Origin of the sequence: Polaribacter sp. Asnod6-C07 (genome assembly GCF_045063625.1) — a bacterium.
In the GTDB taxonomy this organism is placed as follows: Bacteria; Bacteroidota; Bacteroidia; order Flavobacteriales; family Flavobacteriaceae; genus Polaribacter; species Polaribacter vadi_A.
This window is the reverse complement of the sequence record NZ_JBEFOF010000005.1, coordinates 2,153,070-2,171,477: the sequence shown is the minus strand read 5'-3', so window position 1 is coordinate 2,171,477 and position 18,408 is coordinate 2,153,070. Positions and strand designations below refer to the sequence as shown.

18 protein-coding genes, 1 tRNA gene and 1 pseudogene are annotated in these 18,408 nt (G+C 28.8%); 7 read left to right on the top strand and 13 right to left on the bottom strand.

What is annotated here, in order from left to right; genetic code table 11:
• Window positions 1-29 precede the first annotated feature (29 nt).
• Complete coding sequence (locus ACJJVK_RS09310) at window positions 30-2,435, top strand: glycoside hydrolase family 31 protein (protein WP_405565443.1); 2,406 nt, start codon at window positions 30-32, stop codon at window positions 2,433-2,435.
• Window positions 2,436-2,693: 258 nt separating this feature from the next.
• Here the strand turns inward: ACJJVK_RS09310 and ACJJVK_RS09305 are convergent.
• The 3 genes from ACJJVK_RS09305 to ACJJVK_RS09295 form a co-directional block, all read right to left on the bottom strand.
• Window positions 2,694-2,767, bottom strand: a tRNA-Arg gene (locus tag ACJJVK_RS09305).
• Between the two features lie 23 nt (window positions 2,768-2,790).
• Complete coding sequence (locus ACJJVK_RS09300) at window positions 2,791-3,243, bottom strand: GatB/YqeY domain-containing protein (protein ID WP_405565441.1); 453 nt, start codon at window positions 3,241-3,243, stop codon at window positions 2,791-2,793.
• A gap of 20 nt (window positions 3,244-3,263) precedes the next feature.
• On the bottom strand, window positions 3,264-3,713 hold the full coding sequence (locus ACJJVK_RS09295) for a retropepsin-like aspartic protease (protein WP_405565439.1): 450 nt from the start codon (window positions 3,711-3,713) through the stop codon (window positions 3,264-3,266).
• A 149-nt stretch (window positions 3,714-3,862) separates the two neighbouring features.
• Between ACJJVK_RS09295 and ACJJVK_RS09290 the strand changes: the two genes are divergently transcribed.
• A complete protein-coding gene (locus ACJJVK_RS09290; protein ID WP_215993431.1) occupies window positions 3,863-4,324 on the top strand; it encodes a Na(+)-translocating NADH-quinone reductase subunit F in 462 nt (153 codons plus the stop codon).
• Between the two features lie 92 nt (window positions 4,325-4,416).
• Here ACJJVK_RS09290 and nqrF read toward each other — a convergent pair whose 3' ends face one another.
• The 6 genes from nqrF to ACJJVK_RS09260 all read right to left on the bottom strand — a co-directional run bounded on the left by nqrF (window position 4,417) and on the right by ACJJVK_RS09260 (window position 10,496).
• Entirely contained in the window at window positions 4,417-5,727 is a 1,311-nt protein-coding gene (gene nqrF / locus ACJJVK_RS09285; RefSeq protein ID WP_215993432.1) for an NADH:ubiquinone reductase (Na(+)-transporting) subunit F, read from the bottom strand.
• Between the two features lie 7 nt (window positions 5,728-5,734).
• A complete protein-coding gene (nqrE, locus tag ACJJVK_RS09280; RefSeq protein ID WP_215993433.1) occupies window positions 5,735-6,460 on the bottom strand; it encodes an NADH:ubiquinone reductase (Na(+)-transporting) subunit E in 726 nt (241 codons plus the stop codon).
• An 82-nt stretch (window positions 6,461-6,542) separates the two neighbouring features.
• The gene (locus ACJJVK_RS09275; RefSeq protein ID WP_068355489.1) at window positions 6,543-7,190 is read right to left on the bottom strand and encodes an NADH:ubiquinone reductase (Na(+)-transporting) subunit D; all 648 of its coding nucleotides are present in this window, start codon (window positions 7,188-7,190) and stop codon (window positions 6,543-6,545) included.
• Between the two features lie 3 nt (window positions 7,191-7,193).
• Window positions 7,194-7,940, bottom strand: coding sequence for a Na(+)-translocating NADH-quinone reductase subunit C (locus ACJJVK_RS09270; RefSeq protein ID WP_405565434.1), 747 nt, complete (start codon window positions 7,938-7,940; stop codon window positions 7,194-7,196).
• 2 nt (window positions 7,941-7,942) lie between these two features.
• Window positions 7,943-9,142 (bottom strand): NADH:ubiquinone reductase (Na(+)-transporting) subunit B, encoded by a 1,200-nt coding sequence (locus ACJJVK_RS09265; protein WP_215993435.1) that lies wholly within the window; start codon window positions 9,140-9,142, stop codon window positions 7,943-7,945.
• 4 nt (window positions 9,143-9,146) lie between these two features.
• Window positions 9,147-10,496 carry a Na(+)-translocating NADH-quinone reductase subunit A gene (locus ACJJVK_RS09260; protein WP_405565431.1) on the bottom strand — a complete coding sequence of 450 codons (1,350 nt, stop codon included), beginning with the start codon at window positions 10,494-10,496 and terminating at the stop codon, window positions 9,147-9,149.
• 195 nt (window positions 10,497-10,691) lie between these two features.
• Here ACJJVK_RS09260 and ACJJVK_RS09255 point away from each other — a divergent pair, with 195 nt between their 5' ends.
• The gene (locus ACJJVK_RS09255) at window positions 10,692-11,909 is read left to right on the top strand and encodes a DUF5103 domain-containing protein (protein WP_405565429.1); all 1,218 of its coding nucleotides are present in this window, start codon (window positions 10,692-10,694) and stop codon (window positions 11,907-11,909) included.
• 64 nt (window positions 11,910-11,973) lie between these two features.
• Window positions 11,974-14,388 (top strand): ATP-binding protein, encoded by a 2,415-nt coding sequence (locus ACJJVK_RS09250; protein WP_405565427.1) that lies wholly within the window; start codon window positions 11,974-11,976, stop codon window positions 14,386-14,388.
• Here the strand turns inward: ACJJVK_RS09250 and ACJJVK_RS09245 are convergent.
• The 3 genes from ACJJVK_RS09245 to ACJJVK_RS09235 form a co-directional block, all read right to left on the bottom strand.
• Window positions 14,381-15,733, bottom strand: a complete 1,353-nt coding sequence (locus ACJJVK_RS09245; RefSeq protein ID WP_405565424.1) for a sigma-54-dependent transcriptional regulator — start codon at window positions 15,731-15,733, stop codon at window positions 14,381-14,383. The two genes, ACJJVK_RS09250 and ACJJVK_RS09245, sit on opposite strands and share 8 nt — an antisense overlap.
• Before the next feature lie 117 nt (window positions 15,734-15,850).
• On the bottom strand, window positions 15,851-16,198 hold the full coding sequence (locus tag ACJJVK_RS09240; RefSeq protein ID WP_405565422.1) for a hypothetical protein: 348 nt from the start codon (window positions 16,196-16,198) through the stop codon (window positions 15,851-15,853).
• Between the two features lie 58 nt (window positions 16,199-16,256).
• On the bottom strand, window positions 16,257-16,586 hold the full coding sequence (locus tag ACJJVK_RS09235) for a hypothetical protein (RefSeq protein ID WP_405565420.1): 330 nt from the start codon (window positions 16,584-16,586) through the stop codon (window positions 16,257-16,259).
• A 298-nt stretch (window positions 16,587-16,884) separates the two neighbouring features.
• Here ACJJVK_RS09235 and apaG point away from each other — a divergent pair, with 298 nt between their 5' ends.
• Both apaG and ACJJVK_RS09225 read left to right on the top strand, forming a co-directional pair.
• Window positions 16,885-17,271, top strand: a complete 387-nt coding sequence (gene apaG / locus ACJJVK_RS09230; RefSeq protein WP_215993442.1) for a Co2+/Mg2+ efflux protein ApaG — start codon at window positions 16,885-16,887, stop codon at window positions 17,269-17,271.
• A pseudogene (locus ACJJVK_RS09225) lies at window positions 17,238-17,516 on the top strand (DUF3667 domain-containing protein); the annotation flags it as partial. The gene apaG and the pseudogene ACJJVK_RS09225, both read left to right, overlap by 34 nt.
• A gap of 32 nt (window positions 17,517-17,548) precedes the next feature.
• Here ACJJVK_RS09225 and ACJJVK_RS09220 read toward each other — a convergent pair.
• On the bottom strand, window positions 17,549-17,830 hold the full coding sequence (locus ACJJVK_RS09220; RefSeq protein ID WP_405565417.1) for a hypothetical protein: 282 nt from the start codon (window positions 17,828-17,830) through the stop codon (window positions 17,549-17,551).
• Window positions 17,831-17,918: 88 nt separating this feature from the next.
• Between ACJJVK_RS09220 and ACJJVK_RS09215 the strand changes: the two genes are divergently transcribed.
• On the top strand, window positions 17,919-18,407 hold the full coding sequence (locus ACJJVK_RS09215) for a hypothetical protein (protein ID WP_252726770.1): 489 nt from the start codon (window positions 17,919-17,921) through the stop codon (window positions 18,405-18,407).
• Window position 18,408: the final 1 nt, after the last annotated feature.

Here is an 18,408-nt window from a genome sequence, read left to right as displayed (position 1 = left end):
ACCTTAATACATAACTAAAAAAATCAATTATGATTGTAAATACTGAATTAGAACAAAAAGGAAATTTATTTCCTTCTAAAATAATAGGTTATAAAAAAGATGTAGATACACTCTACTTTACAACTAAAAACAACGTTGTTTTACAAGTTACAGTTGTAAGAGATAGTGTAATTAGATTTAGATATGCAACAACAGGAAAATTCGAAAATGATTTTTCTTATGGTATTACTATACACGCATCTAGAGGATATAATTTTTTAGAAATTACAGAAGATGAAACTCATTATATTATTACAACATCTAAATTAGTTTGTAAAGTAGAAAAGTTAAGTTTACAAGTAAGCATTTATGATGCTATAGATATGGTTTTAATCAATGAAGATGAAATAGGTTTTCATTGGGAAGAAAGCTATGAATATGGTGGAGATATCGTGAAAATGAGTAAAATATCTCAAAAAGCTGAAAGTTATTATGGTTTAGGAGATAAACCTGTAGATGTAAATTTAAAAGGAAAACGTTTCGAAAACTGGGTAACTGATTCTTACGCATTTGGTAAAGACACAGATCCAATATATAAAGCAATACCATTTTATACATCTATCTGCAATAATAAAGCTTATGGTATTTTCTTTGATAATACTTTTAGAACTTATTTCGATTTTGCACAAGAAAGAAGAAATGTAACAAGTTTTTGGGCACAAGGTGGCGAAATGGATTATTATTTTATCTATGGACCAAAAATGCAAGATGTAGTTGCCAATTATACAGATTTAACTGGTAAACCTCATGCATTACCACCTTTATGGGCTTTAGGTTTCCATCAATGTAAATGGAGTTATTATCCAGAAAGTAATGTAAAAGAAATTACAAAAACTTTTAGAGATTTACAGATTCCTTGTGATGCTATTTATTTAGACATCGATTATATGGATGGTTTCCGTTGTTTTACTTGGGATAAAAATTATTTCCCAGATCCAAAAAGAATGGTAACTGAGCTAGAAGAAGACGGTTTTAAAACTGTTGTTATTATAGATCCAGGAATAAAAATAGATTTAGAATATGATGTTTTTAAAGAAGCTTTAGACAAAGATTATTTCTGTAAACGTGCAGATGGGCCATATATGAAGGGTAAAGTATGGCCAGGAGAATGTTATTTTCCTGATTATACAAAACCAGAAGTAAGAGAATGGTGGTCTGGTTTATTTCAAGAATTAATAGAAGAAATTGGTGTAAAAGGTGTTTGGAATGATATGAATGAGCCAGCTGTAATGGATGTGCCAAATAAATCTTTCCCAAATGATGTACGTCATGATTATGATGGTAACCATTGTTCGCATAGAAAAGCACATAATATTTATGGTATGCAAATGGCACGTGCCACTTACCATGGATTAAAAAAATATGCATATCCAAAAAGACCTTTTGTAATTACAAGAGCAGCATATTCTGGTACTCAAAGATATACATCAACTTGGATGGGTGATAATGTTGCCACTTGGGAACATTTAGCAATTGCAAATAATCAAGCTCAAAGAATGGCAATGTCTGGTTTTTCTTTTGCAGGATCTGATATTGGTGGGTTTGCAGAACAACCTCAAGGAGAACTTTTTGCAAGATGGATTCAATTAGGGATATTTCACGCATTCTGTAGAGTACATTCTTCTGGTGATCATGGAGATCAAGAACCATGGGTTTTCGGACATGAAATTACAGATATCGTAAGAAAGTTTGTAGAATTAAGATACCAATTATTACCTTATTTATATACAGCTTTTTGGAAACACATAAATCATGGAACTCCAATACTTAAATCTCTTGTTTTATTCGATCAAGAAGATGCACAAACACATTATAGAAGTGATGAGTTTGTTTATGGAGAACAAATTTTAGTTTGCCCAATACAAGAACCAAATGCTAAAGGAAGAAGAATGTATATACCAAGAGGAAAATGGTATAATTTCTGGACAAATGAAGTAGTTGAAGGAGGTAAAGAAATTTGGGTAGATGCTGATCTAGACAGTATGCCAATTTTTATAAAAGAAGGTGCTGTTATACCAAAATATCCTGTACAACAATATGTAGGTGAAAAGAACTTCGATGAAATTACATTAGATGTTTATTACAAAGCTGGTAAAGAAAAGTCTCAATTATATGATGATGCGCATGATGGTTATGACTATAAGAAAGGACGATATAGTTTACGTACTTTTAAATTAACTGGTAAAAAGAAAGAATTTATTTTACAGCAACACAAAGAAGGTACTTTTGATGCTAGTTATACTAAGTTTAATGTAAACTTACACAATTTACCTTTTAAGATTACATCTGTACAAATAGACAATGTAGAAATTGAAATAAATCAATCAGAATCAATTGAATCACAAACAATTACTGTTCACAAAGAATTTACTGAATTACATTTATTCGGACAATAATTTACATTTTTAAAATCATTTCTTTTGAGAGTCCTCCCTATAAATGGGGAGGACTCTCCCCATTTATAGGGAGAAAAAAATTTCACCATTTATGGGGATTGTATAGTTTATAAATCTAATGTAAATTTGAACCAGTATTATAAATCTAACCCCCAAGATTATAATAAATCCAAAACTAGTTTTCTAGTTAATTGTTTGTAAAAAAGAGAGCGATGAAAGATAAATCTTATCATCGCTTCTTTTTTTTATTCCTTTTTGTGACTCCAGCAGGATTCAAACCTGCAACCCTCAGAGCCGAAATCTGATATTCTATTCAGTTGAACTATGGAGCCATTTAAATATTACAATGCAGTTGTTAACTCATTAAATGCTTTTTAACTAAAGTAGAAATTGTTTTTCCATCTGCTTGCCCAGCCAATTCTTTAGAAACTACACCCATAACTTTACCCATATCTTGCATTCCAGAAGCTCCTAAATTAGTAATAGTAGCTTTAACAATTTCCTCTACTTTTTCTTCGGATAAAGCTTCTGGTAAAAATTGTTCTAAAACAGTAATTTCTATCAATTCTGGTTCTGCTAAATCTTCTCTACCTTGTTTTAAAAAAACAGCTGCACTATCTTTTCTTTGTTTTACTTGTTTCTGTATAATTTTAACTTCTTGCTCTTCAGTTAACTCTTTTTGAACACCAGTTTCAGTTTTTGCTAATAAAAAAGCAGATTTAACAGCCCTTAAAGCTTGTAAAGCAACAGTATCTTTTGCTTTCATAGCTTCTTTCATTTTATCCATTACTTGTTTTTGCAAACTCATTTTATTTAATTTTAAATTAATTATTTCTTTGTCTTTTTTAGATATAAAATATTCTTATTATAATCTATAAATGCTTTTCCTTTTTGTAAAATATCAGCACCTATAATACCATGTACTTTTTTAGCTTTATGCTGTACTAACGCAGTATTAACATGCGACAAATCAAACAAAACCAAATGACATTTTTTTGTATTCCAATCACCTATTTTTAAAGTATTGTTTTCTGATAGCTGGGTTTCCATATCTGTAGCACCTGCTCCTGCTGCTTTGGTTTCACTTTCTTTTGCATCAAGATTAAAATATTCAATTAAATCTAATCCTACACAAGAATTTGAAGCTCCAGTATCTAAAATAAATCTACCTTTTATACCATTCAAAGTTGCTTTTAATTCCAAATGGTTGGTTTCAATACGCTTTAATTTAATTTTGATGTATTTATTCTTCTTTAATATTTTTTGAATATTTTTCATTTTTTGAAAATAAGATCATCAAAAATACAATATAAAAGGATGAAAAAAAACCAGCATAAGTCTTATTTAATTTAATTCTATAAACTATACTAACATTTGATTTAGTAACAAAAATTTAGTATTTTTAGATTGATAAAAAGCAATAGTATATGAAAACTACAAAAAGACTTGAACAAGCTCTTCTTAAGCTATACAATGCATATCATAATAATAGATTAAATCCTGAGGATTGTACTGCTTGTGCAGTGGGTAATATATTAGACAATCATGATAGTTGGAAACATTTATCAAACAATCATGGTTCTTTAGAGCTTAGTTATGTTGGCAGAGTACATCAAAATTTAGGAAGAAAATTTAATGGCTATTCACCAAAAGAAATATTACAAATAGAAAAAGTATTTTTAGATGCCTGCGGATTTAAAACTCCTTTATGTCATTATAACACTAAACCCGAAAACCCTAGTTCTAATGAAGTATTATTTAATGGTCTTTCTAACGTAGTTGAACTATTATGCAAACTTGATAACATTCCTAATGTTATGGATTATTCAAAGATTTTTGAACAAGAAGATGGTGAGCCAATTTATCATCTACAAACATTTTTAGCATAAGTAAAACAATAATTATATTAAATAACGAACAACAAAAAACCGATTCATAATAATTGAATCGGTTTTTTGTTGATTAATGATAACAGTTTGGTTTATCCTCCAAAGTCATCAAAACGAATATTTTCATCTGCAAGACCAAAATCTTCACCCATTTTCTGAACAGCTTTGTTCATTAATGGTGGTCCACAGAAATATAATTCTAAATCTTCAGGTGCATCATGAAGACTTAAATAGTTATCAATTACACAATTATGAATAAAACCTGTAAATCCATCACCAGTTTCATCATGAATATCTTTTTTAACTTTCCAGTTATCAGCTTCTAAAGGATCTGATAACGCTATATAGAATTTGAAATTAGGAAAATCTTTTTCCAAAGCTCTAAAGTGTTCAATATAGAATAACTCTGCTTTAGAACGACCTCCATACCAATAAGTTACTTTTCTACCGGTTTTTAAAGTTCTGAATAAATGATATAAATGAGAACGCATTGGAGCCATACCTGCACCACCACCAACATATAACATTTCTGCATCTGACTCGTTAATGAAGAACTCTCCATAAGGACCAGAAATTACACATTTATCACCCTTCTTTAAATTGAAAATGTAAGAAGATGCAACTCCAGGATTTACATCCATCCAGCCACCTTTTGCTCTATCAAATGGTGGAGTTGCAATACGAACATTTAACATAATTTCTCTACCTTCAGCTGGGTAAGAAGCCATAGAATATGCTCTTTCTACAGTTTCAGTATTTTTCATTACTAATGGACGTAATTTAAACTTATCCCATTCAGCTTCAAATTTATCTGGTGTTTCATGTTCTTCTGGGTGAGCTGTAATATCCATTTCTGAATACTTTACTTCACATGGAGGAATTTCAATTTGAATATATCCACCAGCTTTATAACCCATATCTTCAGGAATCTCAACTACAAACTCTTTAATAAAAGAAGCTACATTGTAATTTCTAACAACAACTGCATCCCATTTTTTTATTCCGAAAACTTCTTCTGGAATAGTAATGTTCATGTCTTGTTTAACTTTAACTTGACAAGCTAAACGTATACCTGATTTTAATTCTTTTTTTGTAAAATGTGGCACTTCTGTAGGTAAAGCTTCTCCTCCACCTTCTAAAACGTGACACTCACATTGAACACAAGAACCACCACCACCACAAGCTGATGGTAAAAATATTTTCTCGTTTCCTAATGTTGTTAAAAGTGTGCTACCAGAACCAACTTCTATTTTCTTTTCTCCATTAATGGTAATTGTTACTGGACCAGAAGGAGATAATTTTTGTTTTACAAATAGTAACAATGTTACCAATAACAATGTTATTAATAAAAAGGCTGCTACTGTTGCAATAATGGTTCCTGTTGTACCTGCTGCTAATATCATTCTTTTACTAGTTTATATTTGTGTTTTCAGCTACAATTTCTTTAGCCTTTTCTTCTTTTACTTTAACCTCTTTCACCTTTGCTTCTACAGCTGGTTTTTCTTCTTTCTTTTCATCTCCACCAGTTAACATACCTCCAAAGCTCATAAAACCAATAGCCATTAAACCTGTAATAATAAAAGTAATTCCTAAACCTCTTAATGCTGGAGGAACTGAAGAATATCTAATCTTTTCACGAATAGCTGCAATGGCTAAAATTGCTAAAAACCAACCAATTCCAGAGCCTACACCATAAGTTAAAGCTAAGCCTAAAGAAGGGATTTCTCTAGATTGCATAAATAAACTACCACCTAAAATAGCACAGTTTACTGCAATTAATGGTAAGAAAATACCTAATGAATTGTATAATGATGGTGAAAATTTTTCAACAATAATTTCTACCAATTGTACCATGGTTGCAATAGTTGCAATAAACATAATAAATGATAAGAAGCTTAAATCGTACTCTGCATACTCTTCTCCTAACCAAACTAAAGCTCCGTCTTTTAATATATATTGATCTAATAACCAGTTTAAAGGTACAGTAACTGCTAGTACAAAAATTACAGCAGCCCCTAAACCAACAGCAGTAGATACTTTTTTAGATACAGCAAGGTAAGAACACATACCTAAAAAGGTAGCAAAAACCATGTTATCTATAAATATCGATTTGAAAAATAATTCTATATGTTCCATATATTTTTTAGTTTTCAGTTTTCAGTTTCAGTATTTAGTTAGCATTTGACTGCAAACTGTGACTGCTTACTGCAAACTAATTTTAATGTTCTTCTATTAATGATTTGTTCTTAGTTCTCTGTACCCAAATAATGATACCTACAACAATTAATGCCATTGGTGATAATAACATAAATCCGTTATTTTCATATCCTATAGCATATAAACCTGTTTTTTCAATTGGGTCTCCCAAAACTTTAAAACCTAATAAAGTTCCTGAACCTAATAATTCTCTAAAGAAACCAACTGCAATTAAAATTACACCATAACCTACTGCATTACCAATTCCGTCTAAGAAAGATCTCCAAGGTCCATTACCTAAAGCAAAAGCTTCAAAACGTCCCATAATAATACAGTTTGTAATAATTAAACCAACAAAAACGGATAATGTTTTACTTAACTCATAAGCAAAGGCTTTCAAAACTAAATCAACAATAATTACCAATGTTGCAACAACAATAAGTTGCACAATAATTCTAATTTTTGATGGAATAATGTTTCTCATTAAAGAGATAACCACGTTACCAACTCCTAATACGAATAATACAGAAATTGACATTACAATAGAAGCTTTTAGCTCTGCAGTAATTGCTAATGCAGAACAAATACCCAATACTTGAATTGTAATTGGATTATTATCTAATAACGGATCTTTAATTAATGCTGCGTCTTTTTTTGATAAAAGTCCCATAAATTATTTTTTTAATGATTTAAAATAAGGTACATACAATGCTAAATCTTTCTTTATCATTGCAGAAACACCATCACCAGTAATTGTAGCACCAGCAATTGCATCTACCTCATAATCTGTTTTTTCTTCGTTTTTAGGATCGTTATTTCCTTTAGCTACTGTAATTCCTTTAAAAACTCCAGCTTTTGTTAATAAATGCTCTCCGTAAAAATCATCCATAAAATAACGTTGTTTAATGTTAGCCCCTAATCCTGGTGTTTCTCCTTTATGATCAAAATAAGCTCCTTGTACAACCATATTTTCATCCATAGAAACATAACCCCAAATAGCGTCCCATAAACCTTTACCTCTAATTGGAGCTACGTAAAATGTTTTACCTTCTTTTTCTCCAATAAATAAAGGCAATTTTCTAATTTTACCTTCTTTAGCATTTGCTTGTTGCTTTTTTACATCTATTAAATACGCTTCGTCATCTTCAGAAATTTTATCTCCTTCTATAACAATTTGCTTTTTAATGTATTTTGCAAACTCTTCTCCTGCAACTGATGTTGATACGAATGTAGCACTAGACTCGTCATTTTCGTTTACACCCATAGCATACAGAATATTCTGTTGCTTTTCTATTCTTTCATTTTCTTTAATGGCTGGTTTTAAAGACGAAGCTAAAAAAGCCAATAAAGAACCAACAATTAACACCATTACAACAGCGAAAATCATTGTATAACTATTACTATCTGTTCTCTTACTCATAATTAGGCAGTTTTAACTTTAGTACGTTTTAATCTCTTTTTTATGTTTCCTTGAACCACATAATGGTCTATAGTTGGTGCAAATACATTCATTAACAAGATTGCTAAAAACACACCTTCTGGGTAAGCAGGATTAAATACACGAATCATAATTGATATAAAACCAATTAAGAAACCGTAAATCCATTTTCCTTTATTTGTTTGTGATGCTGTTACAGGATCTGTTGCCATAAACACAGCCCCAAATGCTAAACCTCCAATTATTAAGTGTTGCCACCAATCAGTGCTCATTAATCCGTAGAATTTACTAGATTCTGTAATGATATCTGCATTTACAATTCCGTTAAAAATTAATCCCATTACAGCTGCACCAATAAAAGTTGATACTATAATTCTCCAACTTCCTATTTTTGTGAAAATTAAAAAAGCTGCACCTAATAAGATTAATAAAGTTGATGTTTCACCAACAGAACCAGGAATGAATCCCATAAACATATCCCAAGTAGAGTAAACTACATCATTATTTTGTGCGTAACTTCCTAAAATAGTTTCTCCAGAAATTGCATCTTCTGTACCAGTTCTTTTTACTGCATCGTAAACCCAAACTTTATCTCCAGACATCCAAGTTGGATATGCAAAGAATAAGAATGCTCTAATTGTTAATGCAGGGTTTAAGATATTCATACCTGTACCTCCAAAAACTTCTTTACCAATAACAACTCCAAAAACAACTGCAACAGCTAACATCCAAAGTGGAGTATCAATTGGTACAATTAAAGGTACTAACATACCTGTTACTAAATATCCTTCTTCTACTTCATGACCTTTAATAACTGCGAATATAAATTCTACAATAAGACCAACTCCATAAGAAACAATTACTAATGGTAGTACTTTTATAATTCCAATCCAAAGGTTATCCCAAGTAAAAAAGTTAGCTATAACATCAGTTCTTAAAGAACCATCTATTGCAGCATAATGCTGATAACCTGCATTAAACATACCAAATAACAAACAAGGTACTAAAGCCATAATTACAATGTTCATTGTACGCTTTAAATCGTCTGCTGCTTTTATATGAGTTCCTCCATGAGTAACTTCATTTGGTAAATATAAAAAGGTATGGATTGCATTAAATGCAGGAGCCATTTTTGTCCCTTTATATTTTTCTTTTAAATTATGTAAATTTTGTTTTAAGCCCATAATCTTATCCTAATTCTTGTCTCATTAAATCTAAACCTTCACGAATTATTTTTTGGTGTGGTTGTTTAGACACACAAATAAATTCGGTTAATGCAAAATCTTCTGGAGCTACTTCATAACCACCTAACGCTTCCATTTCATCTAAATCTTGTATCATAAATGCTTTTAACAATTGCATTGGATAAATATCTAAAGGAAAAACTTGTTCATAAGCACCAGTTACAACAAAAGCTCTATGCTCTCCATTTGTATTGGTATCTAAATCGTACTTTTTCTTAGGATTTAACCAAGAAAAAGTTAATGCTCTTGAAGTAGAGATTTTATTAAAGATTGGCTTATTCCATCCAAAGAATTCATAATCATCTCCTTCTGGAATTGCAGTTATTTGGTTATCATAAAAACCGATAAAACCATCTGCTGCAACTTGCTTACCAGATAAAACGTTACCACTAATAACTCTTGTATTATCAGCAATTAAATTATCTTTTGTAATATCTTCTATTGCTGCTCCTGCAATTGCAGTTACATATTGTGGTTTACTAAATTTAGAACCTGTTAATGCAATTGTTCTTTCTGCATTAAACTTACCTGTTAACAATAACTCACCAATTACAACCAAATCTTGAGGCGTTACAACCCAAACTACTTCTCCTTTATTAATAGGATCTATGTTTGCAATTTGAGTACCTACGTTACCTGATGGATGTGGACCAGAAACTTTATGCAATTCTACACCTGTTAATTTTGATAAAACAGAGTTTGAATTTGCACCAACTGATAAATGAACTTTACCTTCTGTTAATTTAGACACAGCATTAATTGCTGTTTGTAATTCAGCTTCTTTACCAGCTAAAGTATAGTCTAAATCTGCAGCTAAAGGTGCACTTGCATACCCAGAAATAAATATTGCTTTTGGTGCTTGATTTGGATTCGCAACAACATCATAAGGACGTTGTTTTATAAATGGCCAACAACCTGAAGTAAACAAGTGATTTTTCACTTCTTGCTCAGACATTTTATTAACATCTACTACCCCAAAGTCTGTATAAACTTGAGAAGCATCAGCAGCAATTTTTATGGTTAAAACTTTTCTTCTTGCTCCACGAATTACCTCTACAACTTTACCAGAAACAGGGCTAGGAAATAAAATGCGTTCGTCACTTTTTGAATAAAAAAGTGTTTCTCCTGCTTTTACTTCTGCTCCTTCTTTGGCAACAAGTTTAGGTATAATTCCGTGAAAATCTTCTGGCTTAACTGCATAAACACTACTTAAAGTACTTTTTGTAGTGTTTTTTTCTGCAATACCAACAAGCTTAATATCTAAGCCTTTTTTAATACGAATGTCTTTTGACATAGTAAATTTGGAATTTTAATTATCTAAAAAAATCAAGCAAATTTACGGATTTTACATCTTCTTTTTGATACTTTTTAAAGCTTAAATTCACTATTTATATTTATTCTAAATAAATATATTTAATGAAAACGTTATCGTCATAATTTTTGGCTTAAAATTTGATATTTCTGAAAAGTGAATTCTTATTTTTGTATAATGTTAAAGAAATTTTTACCTTTATTATTAAGCTTTTGTTGCTATTTATCTTACTCTCAAAGTATAAAATCTATTCAACTAAGAACTTTACAAGAAAATAATTATTCTTCAATTGTACCTTTAGGCACTCTTTTAGAATTGTCTTTTGATGATTTAGATGCTGATGCTAAAGACTATAGATATAGAATTGAGCACATGACTCACGATTGGAAAAAAAGTAGATTGTTATCTAGTCAGTTTATAGATGGGTTTGATGAAAACTCGATTATAGATGTAACGAATTCGTTTAATACTTTTCAGAGTTACTCTCATTATTCAGTAAAAATTCCGAATATAAATACAGTGATTACTAAAAGTGGCAATTACCTTTTATCAGTTTTAAATGATGATGACGAAGTTGTTTTTACTAGAAAATTTGTACTTTACGAAAGTACAGCAATTGTTGCTGCAAATGTTACTAGAAGTAGAAATGCAAAAACTACAAACACACAACAAACTGTTCAGTTTTCTATAAATCATCCTAATTTACGCATCAATAATCCATCACAAGAAATAAATGTTGTTGTTCTAAAAAATGATAACTGGAATGAAAAAATTACAGATTTACAGCCAACCTTTTTTAAACAAAATCAATTACTATACACTTATACTAATAAAACCAATTTTGACGGTGGCAATGAATATTTAAATTTTGATAGCAAGCTCATCAGAAATAGAAGTGTAAATACAGTTAGAATTGAGATGAAAGATATTTTTCATCATTATTTATATCCTTATACATATAATGAGTATTTATCTTATAGATACAACCCCGATATTAATGGGCAATTTGTAATTAGAACCATAGAAGGTACTGATACAAATACAGAAGCAGATTATGCTATGATGCATTTTACCTTATTTGCAGATACTCCTTTTTTAGATAAAGACGTATATATTTATGGTGCTTTTAATAATTTTAAAATTGATGAAAATGCAAAAATGGAATATGATTTTAAAAATCTTAGCTACAAAGGAAACATACTTTTTAAACAAGGTTTTTACAATTATACTTTTGTAACTGTAGATAAATATAACAAGGTTGATACGAATGCTATAAATGGTAATTTTTATCAAACAGAAAACCAATATACAGTTATTGCCTACTACAAAACTTTTGGAGGTTTATATGATAGAGTTATTGGAGTTGGAACTACTTATTTTGATCAAAATAGATAATTACAAAAACTAAACTAGCAATTTTATTCTTTTAGATTTAAAATTTAGATAATTATTCTAATTTATGAAATCATTAAAACAGAAATTTACTTTTAAGGTAATAATAGGTTATATAACACTTAGCCTTTTAGCTGTTGTTTCTGGTTTTTTAGTGCTTTCTGAAATAAAAACTTTTACGCAATTACAAAAACAAGATGTTACTGATAGAAATGTAATTGTAAAAACTGGTACTTTAATTGCTAATATTTATAAAAATGAGAGTTTAGCTAGGGCCGCTCTTCAATTTAATTCTAGAGAAAAATTTAACGAGTACCTTACTGAAAACAAAAAATTAATATCAAGATTAGACTCGTTAAATCTTAGTATTTCTAATAATTCGCAAGAGTTTATTTTAGATAGCATTAAATTAATTATTGATAAAAAATTAAAAAATGTTATCGATTTACATAATTTAAATCGTAAAAATGATACTGATGAATCTATAAATAATGCAATTAACAAACTAACATCTATAGACTCACTTCTAGTACAAATTAACACAAACGATTTTGTAAACAGCCAATTAAATTTAGATAATGAAGCAAAATTAAAGTTAGAAGATTATGCAGCTTCACTAAATAAAAATACACCAAAAGATTCTATTACAAAACTTGGTGAAACAGAAATTGACACTTTAGTTTCTATCTCTAAAAGGATGTTAAAAGAAGCTAAAAACAAAAATGATAGTAGACGTTTTTATCTACAAAGAAAACAAAAAGAACTTATTAAAAATGATTTAACCATTTCTAGAAAACTCTATGAACTTCTAGACAATCTTGAAAAAGATATTATTCTTTACACAACTGATATGAATAATCAGCGAGAAGAAACAATTAATGGAAGTAGAAAAATTATTTTGCTTGCTGCAGCTATCAGTTTTATAATCATCATATTTTTTTCTATAATTATTTTAAATGATTATTGGAAAACACAACGTTATCGTAATCAATTAGAAAAAGCAAACTCAAAAACAACATCACTTTTAAAAAATAGAGAACAACTAATTTCTATGGTAAGTCATGATTTAAGAACTCCTATAAACACCATTTCTGGTTTTAGTGAATTACTTCAAAAAACAACACAAAATACAAAAGACAAGAATTATATAGACCACATTCGCAGTGCATCTGGTTACATGGGGCAATTAGTAAACGATCTTTTAGAGTTTTCTACATTAGAAAATGGAAATATAACCATAGAATCTATTCCTTTTAACTTAGAAAATTCTATTGATGAAATTAGTGAAAATGCTAAAGCTTATATCAAAAATAAACCTGTAACTATTATTGTTAAACACGATAAATCCATCAATAATCTTATAATTAGTGATCCTTTTAGAATTAAACAAATTCTATCTAACCTCATCATTAATGCGTGTAAATTTACCCAAGAAGGAACAATAACCATTGAAAGTTTTTTAAAAAATAATATTTTAGAAATTAAAGTAAAAGATACAGGAATTGGCATTAGTAAAGATCAAAAAGAAAATATTTTTAAAGCTTTTAATCAAGCAGAAAACAAAAACAATACTATTAAAGGCTTTGGATTAGGTTTAACCATTTCTAAAAAACTTACAGAATTATTAAATGGTTCGTTAACTCTAGAAAGTAAAATAAATGTTGGAAGTACTTTTACTTTAAAACTACCTGTTACACTATCAGAAAAAAGAATTACAACTACTAATGAAGCTAAAAACAGTATTTTTACTTTTAATTTAACTGCTATTATTGTAGAAGATGATGCCTCTTTAAGACAACTTTTAGAAGACTTTTTAAAGCAACTTAAAATAAAACCAATACTTTTTAAAAACGCTCAAGATGCCATTAAAGGCATTGATAAAATAGCTTACAATTTTGTTTTAACTGATATTCAATTACCCAAAATGAATGGTATCCATTTTATGGAAACACTTAAAAATAGCACATCTTACAAACAGCAACCAGTTTTTGCAATGACAGGTCGTGAAAACATTACTAAAGAAGATTTAATAAAAAGCGGTTTTTCTGATGTTTTAATAAAACCCTTTGATTCTAAAAAATTGCAAAATACTTTACTTCGCTTTTTTGATGCAAATATTGTAGACCTTAATAGTAACATCAACAATAATGAAGAGAAAACAACTGAAGGTTTTAATCTAAAAACACTAAATTCTTTTTTAAATAATGATGCTGATGCTTTAAACAACACATTACAGACTTTCTTAAAAGACACTGAAAATAATTCTATTTTATTAAAAAATGCACAAGAAAACAAAGACATATATACCTTAAATGAGGTAAGCCATAAAATGTTGAGTATGTTTAAACAATTAGAAATTAAAACTGTAATTCCGCATTTAGAATTATTTGAAACTGCCAATTCTTTTGATGATGAAGTTTTTACTGATTTTATATATAAATTAAATACAATTGTAACATCAATAAAAAAATACCTTAATTAAGATTGTATTCTTTCATTTTATTATACAATGTTTTTCTGGTGATGTTCAATAGTTTTGCAGCTTGAGTTTTATTATCCCCCACTTCTTCTAAGGCATTTATAATTAGCTTTTTCTCATTTTCTTTTGTTGAAAATTTTTTAGAAGAAGACAAAACTGATTCGTTTTCTTTAACCAGCGTTAACTCACTTGGTAAAGTATTTACATCGATTATTTCTGATTTAGTTAATAATGTAGCTCGTTTAATTACATTAGATAATTCTCTTAAATTACCTGGCCATTGATAATTTTGAAAAATAGTTAATACATTTTTAGAAAAACCAACAACTGATTTATTCAATTGTTTGTTTGCCTTATTTAAAAAGAAATCTACATACAAAATTAAATCGTCGCTTCTATCTTTTAAGTTGGGCACTTTAATAGAAAACTCATTTAAACGATGATACAAATCTTCTCTAAAATCACCTTTATCTACAGCCAAAAGTAAATCTTCATTGGTTGCAGTTATTAAACGAATATCAACATTAATTTCTTTGCTACTACCAATTGGTTTAATTTTCCTTTCTTGTAAAGCACGTAATAGTTGTATTTGATTTTCGTAAGTTAAATTACCTACTTCATCTAAGAAAAGCGTACCTCCATTTGCGGACTCAAAATGCCCAATTTTATCTTCGTTAGCACCTGTAAAAGAACCTTTTTTATGACCAAAAAACTCACTAGAAGCTATTTCTCTAGGAATTGCACCACAATCTACAGGAATAAAAGGCTGATCTTTTCTTGAACTTTTTAAATGAATTGTTTTTGCGACCACTTCTTTACCAGTACCACTTTCTCCTGTTATAAGTACAGACATATCTGTTGGTGCAACTAAATCTATGTATTCATATAAAATTTTAGAAGAATTACTAATACCTTTTATAAATTCTGTTGCAACTTTGTTTGTTCTTTTTTCTTGCTTCTTTTCAGAAACCACTGTATTAACTTCCGGTTTTTCTACTAATGCATTACTTATAACCTCTAAAACTTCATCAGGATTAAAAGGTTTTGAAATATAATCGAAAGCACCTTGTTTCATTGCTTGTACTGCAGTAGAAACCTCTGCATAACTTGTCATTAAAACTACAGGAATTGGCTTTTTACTGAGTTTTATTTGTTTTAACAAAGTAATTCCATCTCCATCAGGCAAACGTAAATCTGTAAAAACTAAATCGTAGTTGTGATTTTTTAACTGTAATAAAGCACTTTTTATAGTATAGCTTGCATCAACAACATATTTATGTCGTACTAAAAAACGCTTTAACATTTCTGAAAAAGTTACATCATCTTCAATTAATAAAATCCTTTTCATAAAGCTTATAGATTTATTACAAAAATATCAAGATAAATTGATTGATATAAAAAAAAGGCATTTTAATTAAAAAATGCCTTCCCCCCTATTTGATTAAAAAAATGAAATTTTAGATAATTACATCTTTAATTTACTACCTTTTTCTGTAATAATATCTTCTTCTTTTAACCAACTACCTTCTTTATCTGCATAAACAACAGTTTCTTTTTCATCAACTTTAATTTCAATTTTATATTGCTCACTAGCATTTACATATACTTTTGTTACAGTTGCTGATTCAAAATCTTTTGTAATTGCTTCAGAAACTGCTGCTGGTAAATCTGCAATGGCAATTTCTTTAAATTCGTCATTTACAACTGTCTTAATAATTTCGTTTGGATTATTGTTATTGTTGCTTTCTAAAGCATAAATTGATACTCCACTTGTTAATACTGCTAATGTTACTGTTAAAACTAATTTTTTCATAATATTGGATTTATAAATGTTTATGTATTCTTAAAAATTCTTTTACTTACGTACTAATCTATTTCTTAGTCATAATTTCTTTTTCCTCTAACCAGTTTCCTTCTTTATCTGCATATACAACACTTTCAGCACCATCCATTGTAATTTCAATTTTATACTGCTCACTTTCGTTTACAAAAACTTTTGTTACAGTTGCAGATGCAAAATCTTTTGTAATTGCTTCAGAAACTGCTACTGGTAAATCTGCAATGGCAATTTCTTTAAATTCGTCATTTACAACTGTCTTAATAATTTCGTTTGGATTGTTGTTATTGTTGCTTTCTAAAGCATAAACTGATACTCCACTTGTTAATACTGCTAATGTTACTGTTAAAACTAATTTTTTCATAATGATAAGTTTTTAAATTAATAATTATTTTCGATTAGGTATATTGAAATAAATATGCCGTAAAAAACCTATTACAGATAAATATTCATAAAACACTAATTAACAGCGCACTAAAAAACAACCACGTCAAAATACCGTAAAAACAAATGTGTAAAACATGTGTAATTCTCAATATAATTGGGTAAATTTTACCCAAAAACCGACAATTACTACTTTTATAAACATTGATTCTTAAACAAACTTTTTAAATTAAGTTTTGACTTGTATTTTTTATCCAAAAAAACTACATTTACCCTGAATGGTAGAACAAATAACAAAAGGCATTAAAATTTCTGTCAAAACAAAATACAATGGTACAAGCTATAGGAATAACAGTTTGTATTATGTATTTGCATATTTTATTACTATAGAAAATTTCTCTACTGAAACTGTAAAATTAACAGATCGTTTTTGGCAAATTTTTGATTCTTTAAATAAATCTGAAATCGTTGAAGGCGAAGGTGTTGTTGGGCAAACTCCGGTTTTAAAACCAAATGACACATATTCATATAGTTCTGGTTGCTTTTTAGAATCTAATATTGGAGCTATGAAAGGTTTTTATGCTATGGAAAACATAGAAACTTTAGAAAAATTTAATGTAATTATACCCACATTTCAACTAATAACAAAAGTCTTATCAAACTAAAAAAAAGAAAAAATAAAGTTGCTAAAATTAAAGATCCAGAATGTCTGAATTGCGGCTTTCCTTTTTCTGGCTACGAAAAATTCTGTCCAGAATGTGGCCAAACTAATAAAGGAAATAAAATTACTTTTAAAAGTTTTATTCACGAAGTTTTTAATGGTTTATTCAATTTTGATGCTAAGTTTTGGAAAACTATTGTTCCTCTTTTAATAAAACCAGGTAAAGTTTCTAGAGATTATATTGATGGTAAAAGACAACGTTATTCAAATCCTTTTCGTTTTTACTTAACTGTTTCCATTCTTTTCTTTCTAATTGTAGGTTTATCTAAATCTATAGATAAATACGAAGAATTAGCTAAAGAAAGTGTAGCAGAAATTACTGAAGTAGTTAAAAAAGATTCTATACAAAAGAAAAAAGAAACACCAACTGATGCAGAAATAGATTCAATTAAACAAAAATTAGATAGCCAATTAAAAAAATCTTTTGTTCCTATACCAGCATCTGCAAGAAAAAAAATATTAGAAGAAGTAGAAAAAGAAGCTAGAGACACTACTACAACCAATAAAAAAGATGATATCAGTTTTAATTTTGGTGGAATTACAAGGTTAGATAAATTTACTGATTATATAAAAGAATATCCAAATTCTAAAATGGATGTAGCTTTAGACTCTTTGGGTTTTGAGAAAAATTTTACAAATCGATTTTTATTTACAAGAGCAAAAACTTTATATTCTTTTACTGAAGATGAAGATAGTAGAGATCAATTTTTTAGTCAAATTTTATCTTCGGGCTCTATTTCTCTATTTATACTTTTACCCTTTTTTACATTGTTTCTAAAGTTCTTTTACATCCGAAGAAAATTTGGCTACATAGATCACTTAATCTTTGTTTTTCATATACAAACTGTATTTTTTATGCTGTTTGCTATTTTCTTTTTATTAAAAATTTGCGGACTAAAACCAGAACTCTGGATTTTTACTATTCTCTTTTTACTGTATTTAATTATTGCAATGAAAAAGTTTTATCAGCAAGGCTATATTAAAACTTTTATGAAGTTTATGTTATTGAATTTTAGTTATTCTATTGTAGCTACAATTGGTATTATTTTTGTTTTTGTGATATCTTTTGCGCTGTTTTAAA

Coding starts and splice junctions, on each gene's coding strand:
- ACJJVK_RS09310 (WP_405565443.1), top strand. CDS start 30: ATGATTGTAAATACTGAATTAGAACAAAAAGGAAATTTATTTCCTTCT.
- ACJJVK_RS09300 (WP_405565441.1), bottom strand. CDS start 3,243: ATGAGTTTGCAAAAACAAGTAATGGATAAAATGAAAGAAGCTATGAAA.
- ACJJVK_RS09295 (WP_405565439.1), bottom strand. CDS start 3,713: ATGAAAAATATTCAAAAAATATTAAAGAAGAATAAATACATCAAAATT.
- ACJJVK_RS09290 (WP_215993431.1), top strand. CDS start 3,863: ATGAAAACTACAAAAAGACTTGAACAAGCTCTTCTTAAGCTATACAAT.
- nqrF (WP_215993432.1), bottom strand. CDS start 5,727: ATGATATTAGCAGCAGGTACAACAGGAACCATTATTGCAACAGTAGCA.
- nqrE (WP_215993433.1), bottom strand. CDS start 6,460: ATGGAACATATAGAATTATTTTTCAAATCGATATTTATAGATAACATG.
- ACJJVK_RS09275 (WP_068355489.1), bottom strand. CDS start 7,190: ATGGGACTTTTATCAAAAAAAGACGCAGCATTAATTAAAGATCCGTTA.
- ACJJVK_RS09270 (WP_405565434.1), bottom strand. CDS start 7,940: ATGAGTAAGAGAACAGATAGTAATAGTTATACAATGATTTTCGCTGTT.
- ACJJVK_RS09265 (WP_215993435.1), bottom strand. CDS start 9,142: ATGGGCTTAAAACAAAATTTACATAATTTAAAAGAAAAATATAAAGGG.
- ACJJVK_RS09260 (WP_405565431.1), bottom strand. CDS start 10,496: ATGTCAAAAGACATTCGTATTAAAAAAGGCTTAGATATTAAGCTTGTT.
- ACJJVK_RS09255 (WP_405565429.1), top strand. CDS start 10,692: ATGTTAAAGAAATTTTTACCTTTATTATTAAGCTTTTGTTGCTATTTA.
- ACJJVK_RS09250 (WP_405565427.1), top strand. CDS start 11,974: ATGAAATCATTAAAACAGAAATTTACTTTTAAGGTAATAATAGGTTAT.
- ACJJVK_RS09245 (WP_405565424.1), bottom strand. CDS start 15,733: ATGAAAAGGATTTTATTAATTGAAGATGATGTAACTTTTTCAGAAATG.
- ACJJVK_RS09240 (WP_405565422.1), bottom strand. CDS start 16,198: ATGAAAAAATTAGTTTTAACAGTAACATTAGCAGTATTAACAAGTGGA.
- ACJJVK_RS09235 (WP_405565420.1), bottom strand. CDS start 16,586: ATGAAAAAATTAGTTTTAACAGTAACATTAGCAGTATTAACAAGTGGA.
- apaG (WP_215993442.1), top strand. CDS start 16,885: ATGGTAGAACAAATAACAAAAGGCATTAAAATTTCTGTCAAAACAAAA.
- ACJJVK_RS09215 (WP_252726770.1), top strand. CDS start 17,919: ATGGATGTAGCTTTAGACTCTTTGGGTTTTGAGAAAAATTTTACAAAT.